This is a genomic window from Mesorhizobium sp. AR07 (assembly GCF_024746815.1).
Classification (GTDB): domain Bacteria; phylum Pseudomonadota; class Alphaproteobacteria; order Rhizobiales; family Rhizobiaceae; genus Mesorhizobium.
Genome location: NZ_CP080528.1, coordinates 71802 through 90987 on the forward strand (window position 1 = coordinate 71802; position 19186 = coordinate 90987).

At 60.1% G+C, this 19186-nt stretch carries 19 protein-coding genes and 5 pseudogenes; 17 read left to right on the top strand and 7 right to left on the bottom strand.

What is annotated here, in order from left to right; genetic code table 11:
- Nucleotides 1-10 precede the first annotated feature (10 nt).
- The 3 genes and pseudogenes from BPNPMPFG_RS36535 to BPNPMPFG_RS36545 all read left to right on the top strand — a co-directional run.
- Nucleotides 11-1387: pseudogene (locus BPNPMPFG_RS36535) on the top strand (ISL3 family transposase); the annotation flags it as partial.
- Nucleotides 1388-1513: 126 nt separating this feature from the next.
- Nucleotides 1514-1864 carry a transposase gene (locus tag BPNPMPFG_RS36540; protein WP_258598688.1) on the top strand — a complete coding sequence of 117 codons (351 nt, stop codon included), beginning with the start codon at nt 1514-1516 and terminating at the stop codon, nt 1862-1864.
- Entirely contained in the window at nt 1813-2481 is a 669-nt protein-coding gene (locus tag BPNPMPFG_RS36545) for an IS3 family transposase (protein ID WP_258599054.1), read from the top strand. The genes BPNPMPFG_RS36540 and BPNPMPFG_RS36545 overlap by 52 nt, the downstream gene beginning before the upstream one ends.
- Here the strand turns inward: BPNPMPFG_RS36545 and BPNPMPFG_RS36550 are convergent.
- Complete coding sequence (locus BPNPMPFG_RS36550; protein WP_258598689.1) at nt 2378-3784, bottom strand: IS30 family transposase; 1407 nt, start codon at nt 3782-3784, stop codon at nt 2378-2380. The genes BPNPMPFG_RS36545 and BPNPMPFG_RS36550 overlap by 104 nt on opposite strands.
- A 103-nt stretch (nt 3785-3887) precedes the next feature.
- On the opposite strand from BPNPMPFG_RS36550, the gene BPNPMPFG_RS36555 reads away from it, so the two are divergent.
- Entirely contained in the window at nt 3888-4124 is a 237-nt protein-coding gene (locus tag BPNPMPFG_RS36555; RefSeq protein ID WP_413776956.1) for an integrase core domain-containing protein, read from the top strand.
- A 64-nt stretch (nt 4125-4188) separates the two neighbouring features.
- A pseudogene (locus BPNPMPFG_RS36560) lies at nt 4189-4585 on the top strand (transposase); the annotation flags it as partial.
- 33 nt (nt 4586-4618) lie between these two features.
- Here the strand turns inward: BPNPMPFG_RS36560 and BPNPMPFG_RS36565 are convergent.
- Nucleotides 4619-5563 carry a LysR family transcriptional regulator gene (locus BPNPMPFG_RS36565; RefSeq protein ID WP_258598690.1) on the bottom strand — a complete coding sequence of 315 codons (945 nt, stop codon included), beginning with the start codon at nt 5561-5563 and terminating at the stop codon, nt 4619-4621.
- 178 nt (nt 5564-5741) lie between these two features.
- Here BPNPMPFG_RS36565 and BPNPMPFG_RS36570 point away from each other — a divergent pair.
- Nucleotides 5742-6452, top strand: a pseudogene (locus BPNPMPFG_RS36570) (IS6 family transposase).
- Nucleotides 6453-6564: 112 nt separating this feature from the next.
- Here the strand turns inward: BPNPMPFG_RS36570 and BPNPMPFG_RS36575 are convergent.
- Both BPNPMPFG_RS36575 and BPNPMPFG_RS43360 read right to left on the bottom strand, forming a co-directional pair.
- Nucleotides 6565-7518: an alpha/beta hydrolase gene (locus BPNPMPFG_RS36575; protein WP_258598692.1), complete on the bottom strand. Its 954-nt coding sequence runs from the start codon at nt 7516-7518 to the stop codon at nt 6565-6567.
- A gap of 194 nt (nt 7519-7712) precedes the next feature.
- A complete protein-coding gene (locus BPNPMPFG_RS43360) occupies nt 7713-7970 on the bottom strand; it encodes a phenolic acid decarboxylase (protein ID WP_413776957.1) in 258 nt (85 codons plus the stop codon).
- Nucleotides 7971-7983: 13 nt separating this feature from the next.
- On the opposite strand from BPNPMPFG_RS43360, the gene BPNPMPFG_RS36585 reads away from it, so the two are divergent.
- Both BPNPMPFG_RS36585 and BPNPMPFG_RS36595 read left to right on the top strand, forming a co-directional pair.
- On the top strand, nt 7984-8688 hold the full coding sequence (locus BPNPMPFG_RS36585) for an IS6 family transposase (protein ID WP_258598693.1): 705 nt from the start codon (nt 7984-7986) through the stop codon (nt 8686-8688).
- A gap of 988 nt (nt 8689-9676) precedes the next feature.
- Nucleotides 9677-9892, top strand: a pseudogene (locus BPNPMPFG_RS36595) (transposase); the annotation flags it as partial.
- On the opposite strand, the pseudogene BPNPMPFG_RS36600 reads toward BPNPMPFG_RS36595, so the two are convergent.
- Nucleotides 9877-11220: pseudogene (locus BPNPMPFG_RS36600) on the bottom strand (DUF7986 domain-containing protein); the annotation flags it as partial. The pseudogenes BPNPMPFG_RS36595 and BPNPMPFG_RS36600 sit on opposite strands and share 16 nt — an antisense overlap.
- The gene (locus BPNPMPFG_RS36605; protein ID WP_202367918.1) at nt 11204-11797 is read right to left on the bottom strand and encodes a recombinase family protein; all 594 of its coding nucleotides are present in this window, start codon (nt 11795-11797) and stop codon (nt 11204-11206) included. The pseudogene BPNPMPFG_RS36600 and the gene BPNPMPFG_RS36605, both read right to left, overlap by 17 nt.
- Between BPNPMPFG_RS36605 and BPNPMPFG_RS36610 the strand changes: the two genes are divergently transcribed.
- The 3 genes from BPNPMPFG_RS36610 to BPNPMPFG_RS36620 are packed head-to-tail and all read left to right on the top strand — an operon-like array spanning nt 11796 to nt 14879.
- The gene (locus BPNPMPFG_RS36610; RefSeq protein WP_258598695.1) at nt 11796-11993 is read left to right on the top strand and encodes a hypothetical protein; all 198 of its coding nucleotides are present in this window, start codon (nt 11796-11798) and stop codon (nt 11991-11993) included. The genes BPNPMPFG_RS36605 and BPNPMPFG_RS36610 overlap by 2 nt on opposite strands.
- Complete coding sequence (locus tag BPNPMPFG_RS43655) at nt 11968-12903, top strand: DUF4158 domain-containing protein (RefSeq protein WP_258598697.1); 936 nt, start codon at nt 11968-11970, stop codon at nt 12901-12903. Before BPNPMPFG_RS36610 ends, BPNPMPFG_RS43655 begins: the two co-directional genes overlap by 26 nt.
- On the top strand, nt 12867-14879 hold the full coding sequence (locus BPNPMPFG_RS36620; protein WP_258599060.1) for a Tn3 family transposase: 2013 nt from the start codon (nt 12867-12869) through the stop codon (nt 14877-14879). The genes BPNPMPFG_RS43655 and BPNPMPFG_RS36620 overlap by 37 nt, the downstream gene beginning before the upstream one ends.
- A gap of 381 nt (nt 14880-15260) precedes the next feature.
- Here the strand turns inward: BPNPMPFG_RS36620 and BPNPMPFG_RS36625 are convergent, their stop codons facing one another.
- On the bottom strand, nt 15261-15758 hold the full coding sequence (locus BPNPMPFG_RS36625; RefSeq protein ID WP_258598699.1) for a hypothetical protein: 498 nt from the start codon (nt 15756-15758) through the stop codon (nt 15261-15263).
- Between BPNPMPFG_RS36625 and BPNPMPFG_RS36630 the strand changes: the two genes are divergently transcribed.
- The 6 genes from BPNPMPFG_RS36630 (at nt 15748) to BPNPMPFG_RS36650 (ending at nt 19111) form a co-directional block, all read left to right on the top strand.
- A complete protein-coding gene (locus BPNPMPFG_RS36630) occupies nt 15748-16194 on the top strand; it encodes a hypothetical protein (RefSeq protein ID WP_258598702.1) in 447 nt (148 codons plus the stop codon). The two genes, BPNPMPFG_RS36625 and BPNPMPFG_RS36630, sit on opposite strands and share 11 nt — an antisense overlap.
- A gap of 460 nt (nt 16195-16654) precedes the next feature.
- On the top strand, nt 16655-17269 hold the full coding sequence (locus tag BPNPMPFG_RS36635) for a hypothetical protein (protein ID WP_258598704.1): 615 nt from the start codon (nt 16655-16657) through the stop codon (nt 17267-17269).
- A 145-nt stretch (nt 17270-17414) separates the two neighbouring features.
- Nucleotides 17415-17789 carry a gamma-glutamylcyclotransferase family protein gene (locus BPNPMPFG_RS43365; RefSeq protein ID WP_413776938.1) on the top strand — a complete coding sequence of 125 codons (375 nt, stop codon included), beginning with the start codon at nt 17415-17417 and terminating at the stop codon, nt 17787-17789.
- Nucleotides 17729-17869 (top strand): gamma-glutamylcyclotransferase, encoded by a 141-nt coding sequence (locus tag BPNPMPFG_RS36640; RefSeq protein ID WP_413776939.1) that lies wholly within the window; start codon nt 17729-17731, stop codon nt 17867-17869. Before BPNPMPFG_RS43365 ends, BPNPMPFG_RS36640 begins: the two co-directional genes overlap by 61 nt.
- 14 nt (nt 17870-17883) lie before the next feature.
- Entirely contained in the window at nt 17884-18261 is a 378-nt protein-coding gene (locus tag BPNPMPFG_RS36645) for a hypothetical protein (protein ID WP_258598708.1), read from the top strand.
- A complete protein-coding gene (locus BPNPMPFG_RS36650) occupies nt 18188-19111 on the top strand; it encodes a DUF3800 domain-containing protein (RefSeq protein ID WP_258598709.1) in 924 nt (307 codons plus the stop codon). Before BPNPMPFG_RS36645 ends, BPNPMPFG_RS36650 begins: the two co-directional genes overlap by 74 nt.
- Nucleotides 19112-19186: the final 75 nt, after the last annotated feature.

Genomic DNA, 19186 nt, shown 5'->3' on the forward strand with positions numbered 1-19186 from the left:
GCACTACGGATTGCCGATCGCCGGTCGGCGGGTTTTCCTGCGGGTGACGGTTCGCCGTTTCTGGTGCGACGCCGTTCTTTGCCGCCGCCGCATTTTTGCCGAGCGGTTTGGCGCCGATATTCTGGCTCCGTTATCGCGAAGGACCGGACGTCTTGAGACGATCGTTCATCACTTGGGGCTCGCGCTTGGTGGCAGGCCGGCTGCGGCCTTTGCCGATCGCCTCATGATGCCGGTGAGCAATGATACCCTGTTGCGTGTCGTGCGCCGCAGGACTGAACAGCCTCATGATGAGCTCGCCATCATCGGCATTGACGACTTTGCATTCCGGCGCGGTCAGCGATACGGGACGATTGTCTGCGATCTCGAACGCCGCAGGCCGGTGACATTGCTGCCTGATCGCGAGCAGGCGACATCGCAGGCATGGCTCATGGGTCATCCGTCCATCACGACCGTCGCGCGTGACCGAGGTGGTGGATATGGCGAGGCGATCGCCAAGGCGTTGCCGCATGCCGATCAGGTGGCCGACCGCTGGCACCTGATGGAAAACGCCAGCCGAGCCTTTCTCGACGCGGTTAGCAAATCCATGCGGCAGATCCGAAAGGCCGTTGGCAGCACCATCATAGATCCGAGGCTTCTTACCTATGCCGAACGACTACAGTATGAGGGATATCAGCGCCGGCAGGAAACCAACGAGGCCATTCTGGAATTGTCGAAGCAGGGCATTCCGATCAAGCAGATCGTCAAGCGTACCGGGCATAGCCGCAAGCTCGTCCGTAGCGTCCTGCGCGGCCAGCGCTCCGATGTGTTCCGCGTCCGACAAAGCTCGCTCGAGGAATGGCTCCCCTGGCTGGACAGCCGTTGGGGGCAAGGCGCGCGAAATGCATCGGCGATCTGGCGCGAAATGCGCGAGAAGGGCTTCCGCGGCCAGATCGGCGTCGTCTCTGAATGGGCGCGGCGCCGACGGCTGGCCGAAAAGACCGATCAAAGCGCGCTTGCCCGCACGCCCTCGGCGCGAACCATCGCCAGGCTCATGACGCTAGCACGCGACGACCTGTCCAAATCCGATGCCCTGCTGGTCGCGGCAATCGAGAGCAATGTGCCTGACGTGACCATCGCGCGAACGTTGATCGACGACTTTCAGACGATGATCCGATCGAAGGCGGGCGCAGAACTGGATGGTTGGCTTAAGGACGCCAAGGCAAGTCTTGTCGGATCCTTTGCAAACGGGGTCGAAAAGGATATCGACGCGGTCCGCAATGCCATCACATCCCCATGGTCGAACGGCCAGACCGAGGGTCAGATCACCAAGCTCAAACTCATCAAGCGGCAGATGTACGGCCGCGCCAAGATCGATCTGCTCCAGGCGCGCCTTGTCGGTGCAACTTAGGATGAGATCGCAGCGAGAGTGCGTCAGACCCAAAATTGGACGCCGATCTGGAGTGGGCCCCTCGGGCCGGACAGGATGGTTTTCGCTAATTGACCGGGCAGCCGGGCTTTCAGAGGATGAAGGCCCATGGCAAAGCACCGAACCCACAGCATCGAGTTCAAAAGGCAGGTTTCGCAGGAGTATTTCGGCGGCGAGACCTTGCATGCCCTCTCGAAGCGCCACGACATCTCACGCAATTTGATCCGGATATGGGTCGAGAAGTTTCAGGCGGGCGCTCTCGATGAGGATGCCGCAGCGGCCGATCTTCTCCAGGCTTATGAGGCGCGCATTGCCGCGCTCGAACGGCTAGTCGGCAAGCAGGCTCTGGAACTGGAGTTTCTAAAGGGGGCTCTGCATGCACGACCGCGGCAGAGAAACGGGCCTACATCCGCGACCACCGGTCCCATGGTCTCTCCGTCGCCCAAGGATGCCGGCTGATGGGTCTCTCGCGCACGACCTTCTATGACCAGCCGCGCAGCGCGGCAGACGACACCGCGATCGTCGAAGCGATCGCAGCCATCTGCGACGAGTTCGAGCACTATGGCTGGCGTCGTGTCCGTGCCGCTCTTCGGCACAAAGGCATGATCGTCAATCACAAGAAGATCCGCCGCCTGATGCGCGAGCATGACCTTCAGCCGAGAATGCGCCGTCGATTCATGGTGACCACGGATAGCGATCACAACCAGCCGATCTTCCCGAACCTCGCCCGGGACATCATCTCCGATGGACCCGATCAGCTCTGGGTAGCGGACATCACATACGTCACCGTCGTTGGCGGCTTTGCCTATGTTGCCGTTGTCCTGGATGCCTGGTCGCGGCGGGTTGTCGGATACGCCATCAGCCGCTCGATCGACGCGTCGCTGACGCTGGCGGCTTTGACCGCCGCAGTCGAAGGACGCAAACCGCCACCCGGCTGCGTGCATCATTCCGATCCCGGATCACAAGGCGGATTCAACCGGTCGTCGCAACACCGGCATCATACTGTCCCACAAGGAGCTGGTCGAGGATTTCGGCAGGTGTTTTCCAGCCGAGCGTTTTGCGCGGTCTTGTGTTGATAGCATGGGCGACTGCGTCCAGTTCCCGGGCTGTGTGCCGACTGAGATCCGTGGCCCTTGGAAAGTACTGTCTCAGCAAGCCGTTGGTGTTTTCGTTGGAGCCTCGCTGCCACGGGCTTTGGGGATCGCAGAAGTAAATCTCGAGCCCGGTGTCGATGCGCAGGTCGGCGTGCTGCGCCATTTCCGCTCCCTGGTCCCAAGTCAGCGACTGACGCAGTTGCTCGGGAAGTTTGCCGATGGATCGGGCTATGGCTCTGCGGACTGCTTCAGCGCCGTGGCCGGCAAGTGGTGGACCGTTCTTGATGCGCAGGCTCTGCTGATAGCCATCCATGCGCGGCAGGTGAAGCAGCATTGTGAAGCGTGAACTTCGTTCCACGAGCGTGCCGATCGCCGAGCTTCCGAGGCCAAGGATGAGGTCGCCTTCCCAATGTCCGGGGACAGCCCGATCGGCAATTTCGGCCGGACGGTCGCTTATCATAATGGCGTCTCCAATGAAGGACTTGTTGCGCACTCGGGACCGTTCGCGCGGTACGCGCAGCGCTCTGCCTGAACGCAGACATGCGGTCAGTTCTCGGCGCAATGCTCCGCGTCCTTGAATGTACAAGGACTGATAGATCGCCTCGTGACTGATCCGCATGGTTTGATCCTCTGGGTAATCGATCTGAAGCCGATGAGCGATCTGCTCGGGGCTCCAGGCTATCGACCACCGCCGGCTCTGCCGGTGAACAGCCCTTCGCTTTTTCCATACCACCTTGGGGCCCTCGAATGGGGCGCCATGCGTGTTGGTGACTTTGCCGGCCAAGCGCTCCTCCACATATTCACGCAGAGCCGGATTGACCGCCAGCTTGCCAGGCCGAGGCCGCCGGGACGCACGATCGGCATGCCATTGGGCGGCACTGGCCCGGTAATCCAGATTGCCGCTGCGCGTCGCGGCATTGCGCCTGACCTCCCGCGAGATTGTGCTCGGCGGCCGACCTAGCTTACGCGCAATGGCCCGGATGCCGATTCCCTTGGCGAGCTCAAGCGCAATATCCTCGCGCTCCCGAAAGGAAAGATATCGCCCCGAAGGCGGCTTCGCCCACGGCGCCAAATGCGTTGGCGGCATCCCTCCTGCACTCCGAAACCAGCGCGGACCAAGAGGCGTTGATATACCGGCATCCAGTGCGGCCTCCTCGCTCGAACGTCCCAAGGCAATAGCTTGCCAGAACCGGAAGCGATTCTCACGCTGCCAGGCAGGCGGACGTCCGGGCGAATCTAGCTTCTTTCGAGTGCACCGATCTGAAGCGCGTTGGTGAACCGTCATTGCAACCTCCAATATCTTGGTGTTGCGACGACCGGTTGAATCCGCCCAATATGCCGCGACAGCCTATCGCGATCACCTTGCCGCCCACGGCCTAGTCGGTTCCATGGGCCGGCGCGGCAATCCCTACGACAACGCAAAGGCGGAAAGCTTCATGAAGACGCTCAAAGTCGAGGCCGTCTATCCGATGGCCTTCGAGACGTTCGCCGATGTCATCGAACACCTTCCGCATTTCCTTGAGGAGGTCTACAACCGCCGACGGCTTCACTCAGCACTCGGCTATCTCAGTCCAATGCAATTCGAGGATCAACACACCCGGCAAACGGTCAAATCAGCGGCCTGACTCTGTCCGGCCCGAGGGGCCCACTCCAATCCGGGGTCAGTTTTGGAAGCAGTTTGACAAGCACCGCTATTCTGATCTGGCGATCGAGACCACCTTGACGCTGGGCCTTGTGTTTGGCCTGCGGCGGCGCCAGGCAGAAGGCTTGCTGGAATCGGTGCTGCAACTGATGGGGCTGGCGCTCGCTGTCCCCGATCATACCACCCTGAGCCGTCGGGCGCGGACATGGCAATCGCCCAACAAACGGCATGATCGCCAGGTTCCGCCGAGGGACCAGTGCATGTTCTTGTCGACAGCACCGGCCTCAGGTCTACGGCGCGGGTCAGTGGCTGGAGGAGAAGCACGGCGCCAGATCCCGTCGCAGTTGGCGCAAGCTGCATCTGGCACTGGATGCCGACAGCGGCGAGATCATTGCCCATACCCTGACTGATCAGGACACTGGCGATGTCTCTCAAGTTGAGCCACACCAATAAAAGATCCGTGTACCAACGCCGTGTTCAGGCAGAAATTCCACTTATAACCCCTGTCCAAATTTCCCGATCCAGCTCTGCCTCCTGCATCATTATCTCTCGCAACCAGATGCTTGCCGGATCGCTATTGTGGAGAGCCGGCCACTGGGCGGCTTCGGTGAAACCGGGAAGCGGCAGCGGAAGTTCGACAACCTGAAGGGGAAACGTGTTTTCGAAATGCCTGACCAGCCGGAGGGGCACGGTCGCTATACGAGCTGTGCCGGACACCATGGGCGGGATCATGCTGAAGCCCTGCACGACGACTTCGACACGTCTTTTAAGACCATGCTCAAGCAAGAACCCTTCCTCGATGGAGGGCTTCAGCAAACGTCCGAACCTGACGCAGACGTGCCTCATCGACATGTATCTCTCGAATGTAAGGTGCCGTGGCAACTGCTTGTTCGTGGGACAGCCTACGCATACGAGCCTCTCGTGGAAAAGCGCCACTCTTGGATGCGCGTTCGACATGAACACATCCGGAGTGATCAAAAAATCGACCTCACCACGCCGGAGGACCTCATCGGGGCTGCCGTCGAGAGGCATCAATTCGAATGTGACGGCGGGGGCTTCCCGGGCAACACGCTCCACGACCTTTTCAAAAAACACGAGCGTGACGAAATCGGAAATAATGATCCTGAAGCGGCGATCGGATCGAGCAGGGTCAAACGGATCCGACGAAATAAACGAGAACTGGATGTTTTGGAGAGTCTCGCGGACTGCGGGGCCAAGTGCTGCCGCACGTGGTGTCAGAATACGTTCTCGGCCGCTCATGCTGAACAGTTCATCGCCGAAAAAATCGCGCAGCCGGGCGACGGCCGCACTCATGGCCGGCTGACTGAGGTTGATGCGGCGTGCCGCCGCCGAGAGATTGCGCTCGGCCAGCAGGGCGTCGAGCACGACGAGAAGGTTCAGATCAAGCCCTTTGAAACGCATGCCTGCGGCTATCCATAGAGGGTCGGCATTCCTGGCGTGCCTCAAGCTACCGGTCATCGACCGCGTGGCCGACCATTAGTTTAGCACTTTCTAATGGCGATGGTGCACGGATCTTTTATTGGTGTGGGTGGCATCGTAAACTTAACTGGTTTTCCAGAAAGATGTGGGATTTAGCGGCATGACCAAACCTGCCCGTGATCCTCTCTATCGTCGCCATCGATTTCCTGCAGAAGTGATTGCCCGTGCGGTGTGGCTCTATTTCCGTTTTCCGCTCAGTCTGCGCATGGTCGAGGATATGCTGGCAGCGCGTGGCATCATCGTCTCTCACCAGACCGTGAGGCTCTGGGCGGAGAAGTTTGGCAGACACTTTGCCAATGATATCCGGAGGCGAACGGCCGGCAAGCTCGGTGACAAATGGCACTTCGATGAGGTTGTGATCACGATCGCCGGCAGAAACACTGGCTATGGCGTGCCGTCGATCAGGATGGTTTCGTCCTTGACGTCCTGGTCCAGAACCGCCGGAGTGCCAGGGCTGCAAAGCGGTTGATGAGAAAACTCCTGAGAGGACAAGGCCGTTCGCCCCGTGTGATGATCACCGACAAGCTCCGGTCCTATGGCGCCGCAAAACGCGACATCATGCCCAGCGTCGAACATCGCTCGCACAAAGGCCTGAACAATCGGGCGGAAAACCCCATCAGCCGATCCGAAGGCGTGAGAGGATAAGCGCTTCAAGTCAGCCAGGCAGCTTCAACGCTTTGTTTCCATCCACGACCCGATCGCCAACCTCTTTCACATTCCCCGCCACGACATCTCATCCACCCATCATCGCGAGCTGCGAGCAATAGCCATGGAAACATGGCGCCAGATCGCACGCCTTCATGCCGCCTGAACCAAAGGCAGAACTCCAAATCGTGCCTTCGCAGCGTTAAGTTTACGATGCCGGAGCCGGTGCTTTCGGCAAAAGGTGTCGCTGAGTTGGATAGGCAAAGGCACTGACAGTGTTACTTTGATTGAACCAGCTGCTCGCGCAGTACGAATGCGATGGTGTCGAGAGCGAGGTGGGTGGCCGTCAGCACGCCTGCCATTTCGATGAAGCCGTGGACCATGCCGGGGAAATTCCGGCGTATGACCGCCACGCCGGCTTTTTCTAATCGATCTGCGTAAAGCACTCCCTCGTCGTGCAGTACGTCACAGCTCCCCGTTATAACCAGAGCTGTCGCCACATTTTCTACAGACTCGACCACCAGCGGCGACACTCGCCAATCCTGCGCAGCCGTCTTGTCGGGTAAGAAACTTTCCCGGAAATATTCCATTATGGGACGTGTCAGAGGCGGAACTTCAGCATAGGCGATCCGCGATGGATACGACCATGCGCTGTCTCTGTTGTCGGTGGCCGGATAAATCAAAATCTGGCAGCGTAGAGGGATACCGGCATCTCTTGCCGCGAGGGCCGCGACTGCCGTCAGGCTACCGCCTGCGCTGTCACCGCCCACAGCCAGACGACCGGCATCGACGCCGATCTCCGTGGCATGATCGACAATCCAGATCAAGGCCGAGATAACGTCTTCCGCAGCGGCGGGAGCTGGATGCTCGGGAGCCAAGCGATACTCGACTGATATCACCGCGCAGCTGGCACGATGCGCAATCTGACGGCATACGCGGTCATGCGACTCGATGCTGCCTATAACCCATCCACCGCCGTGGATGTAGATCAATGCCGGTGCGGCATCCTCGGGTACACCATCAGGACGGTATAGACGAAGCGGAATTGCTCCCGCAGGTCCTTCCGCGGCGAAGTTCGCGACCTGGTTTATCGCGACCACCGGTCCGCCCAATACTGCGCTCTGATCGCAATATCGCTGCCGCGCGTCAGCCACGCTAAGCTGATCCATCGACGGGGCGGGTTGTTCGTTTATTTTCGCGAAGAGATTTTTCACTTCAGGATCGATATGCATCGAAAATAGACCTCGTCTGTTTCTCGCCCATTTCTTGAGCAGTGGTATGATTACAGGCTTTAAGCATTGCAACGGCGACATTGTTGATGCGGTCGTCCGTGGCCATGAAATATGACTGCACGTGGGCGAGATCGAACCTGGCGCATGCGGAAGCAGCGACAGTCTCGTGATCGGCAGGGTGCGAAGTCGCCAGATCAGCCGCAGCGCGCAGCATAGCCGTCGGGAAGATCCGCCGGCGCGCAGTCGATTACGGTCTCGTCGCGCTCGCCCCGATCCTCGATGAATGTAACAGGAGCAAACTCGTCGATCACAAGCTTGGGATAGTGGGGCCCGGTATCTCGATAGGTTAGCATGGCGTCCAAGTGATCATTCTGGAAACAAATGGTTTTTTCCGGGGCTTGAGCTACCCATCGGGTGCTGTCACATTGATTTTGGCTTAACGGTTTGACGATAAGTCAGGTTGGCATGGTCGAAGCATGCGCCACCTACAAGAACCATCGCTTTCCGATCGAAATCGTTGCTCATGCCGTCTGGCTTTATTACCGGTTCGGGCTGAGCCTGCGCGATGTTGAAGAAATGCTGCTGGAGCGGGGGATCGTCGTCTCCTACGAGACCATCCGCCGCTGGGGAAAGAAGCACAGTCCCGATTATGCACGTCGCCTGCGCCGCAAGGCGCCATCGAAAGACGATGTCAGGCATCTTGATGAGGTAGCCGTGCGCATCAACGGCAGGCGGTGCTGGCTGTGGCGCGCCGTCGACCAGGACGGCTATGTGCTGGATGAGATCGTGCAGACCCGCCGCAATACCAAGGCGGCCAGGCGTCTGCTCATTCGTCTGCTGAAGAAGCAAGGCCTGTCGCCGAAGCGTATCGTCACCGATAAGCTGCGCTCCTATTCAGCGGCAAGACGTCAGGTCATGCCCGATATCGAGCACCGGTCGCACAAGGGCCTCAACAACCGGGCGGAGAACTCTCACCTGCCGTTTCGAAAGCGGGAGCGAATTCGGCAAGGCTTCCGCAGCATTGGCTCCCTTCAGCATTTCGTCTCCGTCTTCTCCGCCATACGCAATCTCTTTGTCCCCTCCCGCTCAAACAGGTCCGCCACGCAGATCCGAACTCACCGCCTCAATGCCATGGCAGAATGGAAGGCCGCGGCGTTGCAGATTGCCTGAAAACAGCTGTGGGCTTCCGCGCGTCCACGCTTCAAACAATGTGACAGCGCCAGTGACGAGCGTCTGTTCCACTCCGACCAATCGGTTGAGTTATTCTCCAGAGTGCGAACTTTGATCAATCGCAGCCGGTGACGTGGTGCGCTATCGCCGCGAGCGCTGGGTGACACCGACCGGCGAAACGATGGTGGCGCCCTTGCCGGCGGGGATCATCGGCGGCTGGGGCGCGAACCTGCGCCGCTTCATTCTGGCCTGTCACATTCAAGGCCAGGTGACGACGGAGCGGTTGACGGCGTTGTTGACCGGGATCGGGGTCGACATTTCGAAGCGCCAGGTGGTGCGGCTGATTTCGGAGGGCCTGGAGGCCTTCGCGGCGGAGGACCGTGACGTGCTGCGCGCCGGGCTGGCTACGGCGCCCTGGATCACCGTCGATGATACGTCGGCGCGCCACGCCCACCAGGACGGCTACACCACCCAGATCGGCGATCGCCGCTTCACCGCGTTCCGCACCGGGCGATCGAAGTCACGGGAGGCGTTCCTGGCGACGCTGCGTGCCGGGCACAGCGATTACTTCATCAATGAAGAGGCCCTGGCCTATATGCGCGGCCGCAACCTCGCCGGTCCGGTGATCGCGCGGCTGGGGGCTGCGCCGCACAAGGCATTTGCCGACAGCGCCGCATGGCAGGCGCATCTGGCCGCACTCGGCCTCGACCAGCTCGCGGTTGAGCCCAACCCAGTCAGGATCGCCACCGAAGGGGCGATGTGGGGAGCGATCCGCCACCACGGCTTTCTTGGCGATACCGTGGTCGTGTCCGATGATGCCGGCCAGTTCCGCATCGGCGACCATGCTCTGTGCTGGGTCCACGCCGAGCGGCTCGTCCACAAATTGATACCCGTGACCCCGGATCGTAAGCGCGAATTTCTCCGCACCTTTTTCCATTGAGCGTGTTTTGGCATGAAGTGTCCACTTAACGGAGGTGGACACCAAGTGATTGAGGACGATGAACAGAAACTGCTGGTGAGGCGGGTTTTGCGCAACGGCCGCCGGCGGTACGACCCGGCGTCGAAAGAGCGGCTAGTTGCGGCCTGCCTTGAGCCTGGCGTGTCGGTATCGCGACTTGCGCTTGAACATGGGATCAATGCCAACCTTCTTCGGAAATGGATAAAGACGACCAAAGACGCCGGTGCTTTTTCGATACCGAGTTCGGTCCAGATCCACTGGAAATCATAGGTCGCCATGGGATCGTTGGGGTCAGGCTGGCTTGAAGAACGGTTTTCAAGATATTTGAGCCATTCGGCGGCCTTCTCGCGACCCTTGGCGGTTTTGATGGCCTCGCGCGGGGAAATATTACCCAGCATTCCGACGGGCTGATCGAGGGTTTCGCGATACTGCTTGTCCAAAAACTCATGAACGACTTTTGTGGCGATCTCGGGTGGCAGCTCCGGACGAGCCGTATCCTTGTGGACGGGCCTTTCGGCCATCATTTGCTCGACGGTACGGATTTCGGTGAGCGGCTTTCCAACCAGATCGTTCAGCGCCCCCTGCATCAGCGCCGTTCCTTTTTCGGCTCGGGCGGCGGAATTGGTCGACAGGTGCAGGAAGCGGCCCTTCAGTTCCACATTGCCCAGCACCCGCGCGCCGTCCTCCATGGAAGTGTCCCATGCGAGGTTTCCAGATTTGCCGGCCTTGAGCCTTCCCTTCGGGATGTCGCCAAGCCAGTTCCAGAATTTCGCGTTCTCCTGTCGCAGAGCCGGGACTGTCTTCAACTGGGCGGTGATTTCTTTCGGGGTGATCCCGGATGCCAGCGGAAAGCGGACATCGTGGAATATGATTGCGTCGCCGTCGCCATTCTCGAAGGTGGTCTGCTCCATCCGCATCGTCCGGTCCAGGGTGTCGAACAGCCATGAGAGGGTAAATACCGGCGCGGCCTGTTGAAGTTCTTCGTTTGTTGGTACGGGCAGTTTTTTGGACCGACCCTTGCCAAAGATCGCCCGCAAACCATCGAACAGCGCGTCGGAAGCTTCCGGTGTGAACGGTAGCAATCCTCCGCCAATGATGTTCTTGCCCGCAACGGGAACGACTCTGGCCGCAACCCTGTCCCATTGCTGCAATGTCTTCGTGGCAGTGCACTCGCTGACCAGGACAGGATCACCACCGCGGATGAGATCGCGGGCCATCAGGGATTTGCCCGACACGATGTCGCTGACTTCGTAGAGGCTCATGACCGACGTCCGGAGCGCCTTCATATAAGCTTTTGCCTGGGCGCCTTCCTTCCAACCGCGCCGCTTCAGATAGTCGTCAGCGATATTGCCGCCCTCGACGTCGAAATCCTGAGTGAGGAAATCCTCGAAGGCGCAGCCCCAAAGCGTCATTGCCCAATGATCGCCGAGCATCTCGGCCAGATCATCGAACTCCATGTTGCTGGCGTCGAGAACCGGCCCGAAATGATCGTCGAGAGTGTCTTCGAAACAATCACGCCATTCGTCGCGGGAGAGGAACTTCATCAGACCCTTGAGGTCATGGCTGTTGGGCATGGCCTTTTCCCACCTTCCGTCTGTGCTCGGCTATAATTCTCGATACCGTTGGCTGGCTGACTTCGTAGAGCCGCGCCATTTCAGCGGCTGACTTGCGTCCGGACAAGACACTCTCGGCGATTTCCAGCCGTTTCTTTGGATTGAGCTTCTTGCGGCGGCCGCCGATCCTGCCCTCGGATCGCGCCAAGGCCAACCCGGCGCAGGTGCGTTCGCGGATCATGGCGCGCTCGAATTCGGCGAAGGAACCGACCATCTGCATCATCATGCGCCCTGCCGGCGTCGTTGTATCGATCGCCTCAGTCAGAGAGCGGAATCCGGCACCGGCGGTCTCGATCCGCTCCATGATATGCAGTACGTCCTTGAGCGAGCGTGACAGGCGGTCGAGCTTCCAGACGACAACGGTGTCGCCCTGCCTCAAGTGATCAAGCATCCTGTGTAATTCAGGCCGTTCCCAGCGACCGCCAGACGCTTCTTCCTTGAAGATGCGCTTGCAACCTGCATCGGCGAGAGCCTTGGCTTGCGCCTTGTTCGACTGGTCGTCCCCCTTGCTCACGCGGGCATAGCCGATCAGCACCATGGTTCCTTTCGAAAACGGTCGTTTATGGAAGGCCGCCGGCATCTACGAGAATCTAGGTGCAGAGCCTTTCACAATCCTCTTTCATTATGACGTCGTAAGGCAAGTGGTTTGTGAAGGGATGAACGATGCCGGCTCGGATATCGATGACGAAGACGCAGCGGGAGAAGCTTTTGGCATTGCCGGACAGGGAAGATGAAACCGTCCGGTATCATAGCCTCACCTCCGATGACCTCGCGGCGATCGCCCAAAGCCGGATGCCCGAGACCCGGCTCGGTTACGCGCTTCAGCTCTGTTGCCTGCGCTACCCCGGTCGATATCTTCGGCGCGGCGAATTCCTGCCGGGCATCATGCTCGATCATATCGCAGAACAGGTCGGTGCCGATGCCGAAGCGATATCCTTGTTCGCCCGACGTGGAGCCACCCGATATGAACAACTGGCGGCGATCAAACAGCGTCATGGTTTTCGGGATTTCACCAGGCCGACGCGAGCAGAACTCGCCGCCTGGGCGGAGCGCGAAGCCGTCGGTTTGACCGACGGGCGCGTGCTGCTCGATCGGCTGATCGAACGGATGCGCGCCGAGCAGATCATTATTCCCGGCATCAGCGTGGTCGAGCGCATGGCCGCCGCGGCGATGCACGCGGCCGATGCCGCTGTGGTAGCTGAGATCAATTCTCTTCTATCGGATGCGCAGCGTCTGCAGCTTGATGCACTTCTGTCGGATAAGATACATGTCCGCCAAAGCCGGCTGTCTTGGCTGCGTGAGCCGCCCTCCAGGGTCGGTGGGAGGCCGCTTCTCGAACTTCTCGACAAGCTCACCCTCGTCCGCACGATTGGCGGCGATGTTGTTGTTTCGCGTCCCGGCCTCGGGCCCCGCATGGCGCAGATGGCGAAGGAGGGCAGCCTCTATACGGCGCAGGCTTTTCAGCAGATGGGACCTGCCCGCCGGCACACCATCATGATGGCGACGCTGAGCGAACTCGGGATCGCGCTGACCGATGGCGCGCTTACCTGTTCCAGTCGCTCGTCGGCCGCGCGAACCTGCGTGCCCGAAAGCGGCTCGAGGAGACGATCGCCGCCTCCGCCGAACAGGGCCGAACACGGCTGACTCGCATCGCCGATGTGCTGGACGCTTTGGTGAGGACCGCGAGGAAAGACGGCGACATCAAAGCGGCCGTCACCGCGATCGCGGCGCTCGACGTCGTCGAAGCCGACGCCGCCATCATTCGGCGTACAATTCGTCCCGGAAGGCCGGACGTACTCGGCGAGCTTTCCCACGAGCACCGCGTGTTCAAGCAGATCGGCGCCCGACTCCTGGCGAGCTTCACGTTCGAGGGGCGTCGGGCGTCTCAGCCATTGCTTTCAGCGGCTACCGTTCTGCGCGACCTTGGCGGTGACTGGCGCAAGTCATTACCGGCGAGTTTGCCTCTCGGCCATATCGAAAGACGCTGGTATCGACACGTCTTCAAGGAGGGTTCGGTTGACCGGACCTACTACGAACTCGTCACTTTCTTCGCACTGTCCAACGCTCTCGCCAGCGGTGACGTGTGGGTGCCGACATCGCGAATCCATCGCTCGCTCGATACGCTCCTTACGCCGGCTTCGCCTGCAACGAACCTCCCCCCTTCGCGGCTGCCGACCGTTCCGGTGGTTGGTGCCGAGACCTACATAGAGGCTCGCGCGGCCGAACTCGATGCCGCCCTCCTTGCCACGGCGCGCGGGCTGTCGGGCAAGGATGTGGCCATGTTCACCGGCGGCAAGCTCCGTTTCCCGAAGGAGCAGAAGGACAACGAGGCCGAGGGCGCCGGCGCCGTTTCCGCCGCCATCTACCGGCTGATGCCGCGCGTGCGGATTACCGACATGCTCGATCAGGTCGACCGCTGGACAGGATTCACAAGTCAATTCGGTCACGTCTCGACCAGTCTGCCACCCGACAACATTCGCGCCTTCATGGCGACGCTCATCGCCGAGGCGACGAACCTTGGCTTGTCGCGCATGGCCGAGATAAGCGGAGCAGGCTCCCGTCGGGCGCTATTGCGGATGCAGACATGGCACATGCGTGAGGACACATTCCGGGCGGCACTCGCCGGCCTCACCGATGCGATCCACGCCGAGCCGCTGTCGGCCTGGTTCGGCGAAGGGTGGCGGGCATCGGCGGACGGGCAGGCCTTTTATCTCGGCGGCCCCGGCGAAGCTGGCGGCGCCGTCAACGCGCATTACGGCCGCGATCCGATCGTCAAAATCTACACCACGATCACCGACCGTTACGCGCCGCTCCACCAGAAGGTCATAGCTGGCACCGCCGGAGAAGCCATCCATTCATTGGACGGCATCCTCGGTCACGAGAGCAGCGTGAACGTCGCAGCACTTCATGTCGATGGTGGTGGCGCGTCGGACATCGTCTTCGCCGTCATGCACCTGCTCGGACTTTCCTTCGAACCCCGTATCCCGCGCCTGTCGGATCGCAAACTCTACGCGTTCGAGCCGAAAGCGCGGTACGGTCCACTGGCGCCGATGTTCGGCCATCGCCTCGACGCCGGGTTGATCCGGACACACTGGGAGGATGTTCAAAGGATAATCCAGGCGCTCAGGAACCGGGTGGTGACACCGTCGCTCATCCTGAAGAAACTTAGCGCTTACCGGCAGCAAAACAGCCTGGCCGCCGCGTTGCGCGAAATCGGCCGCATCGAGCGCACGCTGTTCACCTTGCGCTGGTTCGAGGATCCCGAGCTCCGCCGGCTCGTCACCGCCGAACTCAACAAGGGCGAAGCGAAGAACTCGCTCTCCCGAGCAGTGGCTTTCCACCGCCTTGGGCGTTTCCGGGACCGTGGGCACGAAAACCAGGCCAGCCGCGCCGCCGCCCTCAACCTCGTCACCGCAGCCATCATCCTGTTCAACTGCCGCTATCTCGGTCGCGTCGTCGAAGCGATGCGCCGGCGCGGAACGGCATTCGATGAGCGGATAATCCCGCAGCTCTCGCCGTTGGGCTGGGACCATATCAACATCACGGGCGATTACGTCTGGTCAGACCATCTCATGGTCGATGGCGAAGGGTTCCTGCCGCTTAGGATTGACGCCTCATGACGGCGCCGACATGCCTACCGTATATCTGTGTCCCAACAATGCACTGGGGCCCTACGGCAAGAATGATGCGACGCCAATACGCGGCCGCCGTGTCTTCACCGGCGGCCAACCAGTCGCCGAGCCTCGCTGCGAGCCTTTCGAGACAGCGGATGCGCGCGAACGTTGATAGGCTTGTGAGCGTCTTCGCCGACTGTATGCCGGCAACGGTCGGCGCGAGCAAAAGCCGCGAAATCAGATCGCGGTTCGGTAGCAATCCCTTGGCCGTCTCCAATCTGACAATATCGTCGATCGCGCATTCAAGCTGCCGCGCCGATACCTTCACGAAAGCTTTCAGCGCTTGGCGCAGATCAAAGCCGCATCGGGTGCAGAAATGCTGCGAGATTAGCTCCGCCTGATCAAAGGAGGCAATCCCCCTGCGGCAACCGGGACATCGATCCCGCAGGCCCCAACCGTGACGCCGGCGATCTCGACGCAGCCAAGCGCATCGCTAATCTGGTAAAAAAGGGTGTGCGGCGCACACAGCCCTATTTCAAATGGAAGGCAGATCAGGCGGTCGCCGCCTCGCAATTCAACGTCGTCAACAACGGTGGCGTGTTGCTGCGGCGATATCAGTACCTCAGGGGTCAGTTCGACAAGGCGCAGGCCGAGGCAGAGCGGCGCAAAGACGAGGTTATCGAGACGAAGTTTGGCAAGGGTACGAGTTACAAACGGCCCTATCGTGGACTTGTCCAGGAAGCGCAGTGGCTCGCGATGGCAGCGGTCGACGCGTTTTAGCTGGACGGAGCATGTCTTCATCCATATCGCGATCCTGAATGGCGCGATCACGACCGGCGAGGAATTCGCTGCCATCTCTAGTGCGGAGTGGAACGTGAAGTTCAAGCGTGCGCTGGATATCGGCGACGCGACGACGAAGAAACACTTCGACGGGCTGCTCGACATCCGTCGGCAGCTGAGGAACTTCGTTGCGCATGGCGCCTTCGGAAAGGACGGGGAAACGCTCTATTTTCATTCGAGTGCCGGAGCGGTGCCGGTGTTGCTTGACGTCACGGCGAAGGGGTCGAAGTTCTCGCTCAACGAAGAGCTCGAATTCGACGCGGCGCATGCGTTTGCGGCGATTGAGGAATTTATCGCGTACCTCTCTGACGGACCGCGTAAGCCGGCGTGGGTGTATGTGCAAGAGTTCGGTTTGCCGCTGATTCTGACCATGGCGCAGGATGGCACTTACCGGGACGCGATGGCGTCGCCCGAAGACATGGAGCGCTTCGCCTACCATCTGGCGAGCCGCATGGACGATGCGGCGAATATGGATTGGTGAGCCTCGCCGGCCGACCTTGGCTTCGGTCTGACGCCAAACGGGCGACCATTCCGGCGCGTGGATGTAATTGCGATTGGATTTAGCTGGAGGACACGTGAAATCAAGGGAACGAAAACGGCTGCACGCCGCTTGCCGCGCCATGGCAGGGGGCAATCCCGAATTTCAACGGCGTCAAGGAGAGACCGCGGAGGAAAGTGCGCGCTCGATCGAGGACGAGATGGCCGGGTTCCTGGGTGCAGTGCTCAAGGACCGCGAAAGCGTGTACCGATTGGCCGGGCGATCGCTGCAACCCCTCCTGTTGTTGTTCGACGTCGCACTGCTACAAGTCTGCGACATGTCGCACTTTGGCTTCCGACACGCTGGAGGCCGAGCCAGGATCATCTGGCCCGGCTTGCAGCTTCCAAAGCGACCGCGGCCGAATGACGTATTTTACGTTTTGACGTCGAATCTCGCGCACGCCATGCAAGCGTTTCGGCTGCTGATCCTGCATGGATTCGAGAGCCAGTCGCGCGCCGCGTTTCGCGGTGTGGTCGAGATCGTCGACCTGATGATCATGGTTCTGGCAGACGAGGACACCTATCGCGCCTACGTCAAATCCTTCGAAGACGGCAAGGCCAGCTACCAGCATTGGAAGAAGCATCTGTCACCAGCAGTAATCCGGGCGTCGCTCTCAAAGTTGGAGGCCGACGATCGCATTGCCCTTCCGATCGACATGACATCGGAGGACCTGCGCAAGGACAACTATGCGTGGCTGTCGAGGTTCGTTCATGTCGACTATGCCGCTCACGTAGTGGCGGCGCATCCGTCCCATCCGGACGGCCGATGGCAACGGTTGGCGATGCTCGGCAATGTCGGGGAGATTTCGAAGGCTACGTTTGCGCATTCGTTGGTCTATCTCTGGATCAGCATGCTCAGATTGGAGAAGCTGCTTTTCGAGAAGCACGGTTGGGACCGGCTGCGAGGGGATCGCAGCCGCGACTGGTTCCGCTATCGTGCCAGGGCGCTCGACGAGCTTTTCCGTGCATACTTGCCGACGTTCTGGGAAGAGCACCCGCCACAGGGGCTTGATGGCTGATCAGCAAATCGACCCGATGGATCGGGGCGAACTGCGGCATGCTCGGCAAGACGAAGCTGGTGCCCGTTATACTCTCGCTTGGGAATTCGCGCTGCGCGAAACTCAGGTGATTAATTGATAAGTGGCAGAGGTTAGGGGGCAGCAGATGCTGTATTTCGCGTATGGGTCCAACATGGACCCGGAACAGATGAGAGAACGCTGCCCCAATGCCGAGGTGATGGGAATCGCCCTCTTACAGGAGCATGCTTTGTGCTTTTCCCGGCTTTCCAGGAATCGGAACTGTGGGGTCTCGTCCATCGAACGCCATGCCGGTGACCACACATGGGGAGTAGTCTATCGCCTAAGCTCGGACGATATTGTGCAGCTCGACAAGAGCGAAGGCTTCCGCGCGGATCGGCGCCCCGATGAGAACGCCTATAACCGCATGGAAGTCATCGTGACCCTGATGCTCCAACCAAAGTGCAGACTTACATCGCAACGCCGCAGGATGGCGCCCCAATGCCGAACGCGGCCTATTTGAAGCATATCCACGACGGCGCGCGGCACCACGGCCTGCCGGCCCAATACCTTGCCCGGCTCGATCTGCTGGCGCACGCGTAGGCTGGAAACCGGATGTGAAGAGCGCCTATCACGCATCGACAACCGAGGAAGAGACTGTGATCGATGTCAATTTGATGCGGGAGCGCGAGATAGCCTTTCATGGCCTGACGGGCGCCGATGAAGAGTACACAATTTACTACGACGAGACGAACAACATCCGTCGCCTGCATGTGCGATCGGACGGGCTCAATGTTCGTGAGCCGAAATGTTTTGTTGTCGGCGGCGTAGCGCACCACGGGACGGCGCGGCCGTTGCCACTTGACGGGCTTCGATCCGTCCTGCGGGTGCAACCGAATGCCCCGGAGATCAAACTCAAGCATGTGGCGACGGGAGAGTTTCCCGAGCTGCTTAAACGCTCGGCGGCTGGAGTTCTTTCTGCAGTGGCTCGTTGAACAGGGGCTGTTCGTCCACTATTCAGTTATCGATCCACTCTATTGGTCGATTGTCGATATCGTAGACTCGATCCTTACCGCGCACCGCGAGCCCATGCTGCTGGCGCTGAACCCGCAGCTCAAGAACGACCTCTATGCGGTTCTCCGCCACGACTACGACGGCACCGTCGATCTCTTCCTTCGCTATCGGTACCCCGATGTCGGGCAAGAACGGCGACCGGCCTTTGTGGCGGAGCTCCTGGATCTGCTGGAGCATCGCCGGGACCTGCTCGCGCATTTCAACTACATGATGCTGAAGGGCGTGCTCCAGATCGCCGAGCGACTTGATGCGCTGCCCTACCTCGAGGACGAGACACCAAACGTGCTCATCGAGGGTTTCGCGCCGTTCTACGTGCAGAGGATTTGCCTCGTCAAGAATTCCCAGCACATCCTTGATGTCGAGGAGGTTGTGAAGGCGCATCTCCAGCAGACGCCTTTCACCGACGGCGATCATGAGTTGAAGCACTTCCGTTTCGCGATTTCCCACGACGAAGCCGGAATTCAAGTCTCAGATATTGTTACCGGCCTTCTCGGCAAATTCCTCTCGTTCATCTGCGCGTCGGACGACGCCGATCTGGTGGATGCGCGGCGCGGCCTTGGGGAGCAGCAACAGCGGAGCCTCAGCCTACTGAATGCGTTGCTCGATAGGTCGATCGGGGAGAACGAGGCGTTTGCACACTACGTGCTCAGCCTGAGGGATCAGCAGGCCGCGGCATTCTTCCTCGATCCGTCGCCGGTAGCTTTCAGGCTGCTGTCAGCTAGGGCTGGCAGAAGGGTTGTTATTGGAACAACCAATCAGGAGACCTTATAAAATGAGAACTCGGCCCAACTCGGCCAAGCTGGCACGAGTCTTGAAACCCTTAGTGCAAGGCGGCGAGAGCTGCCT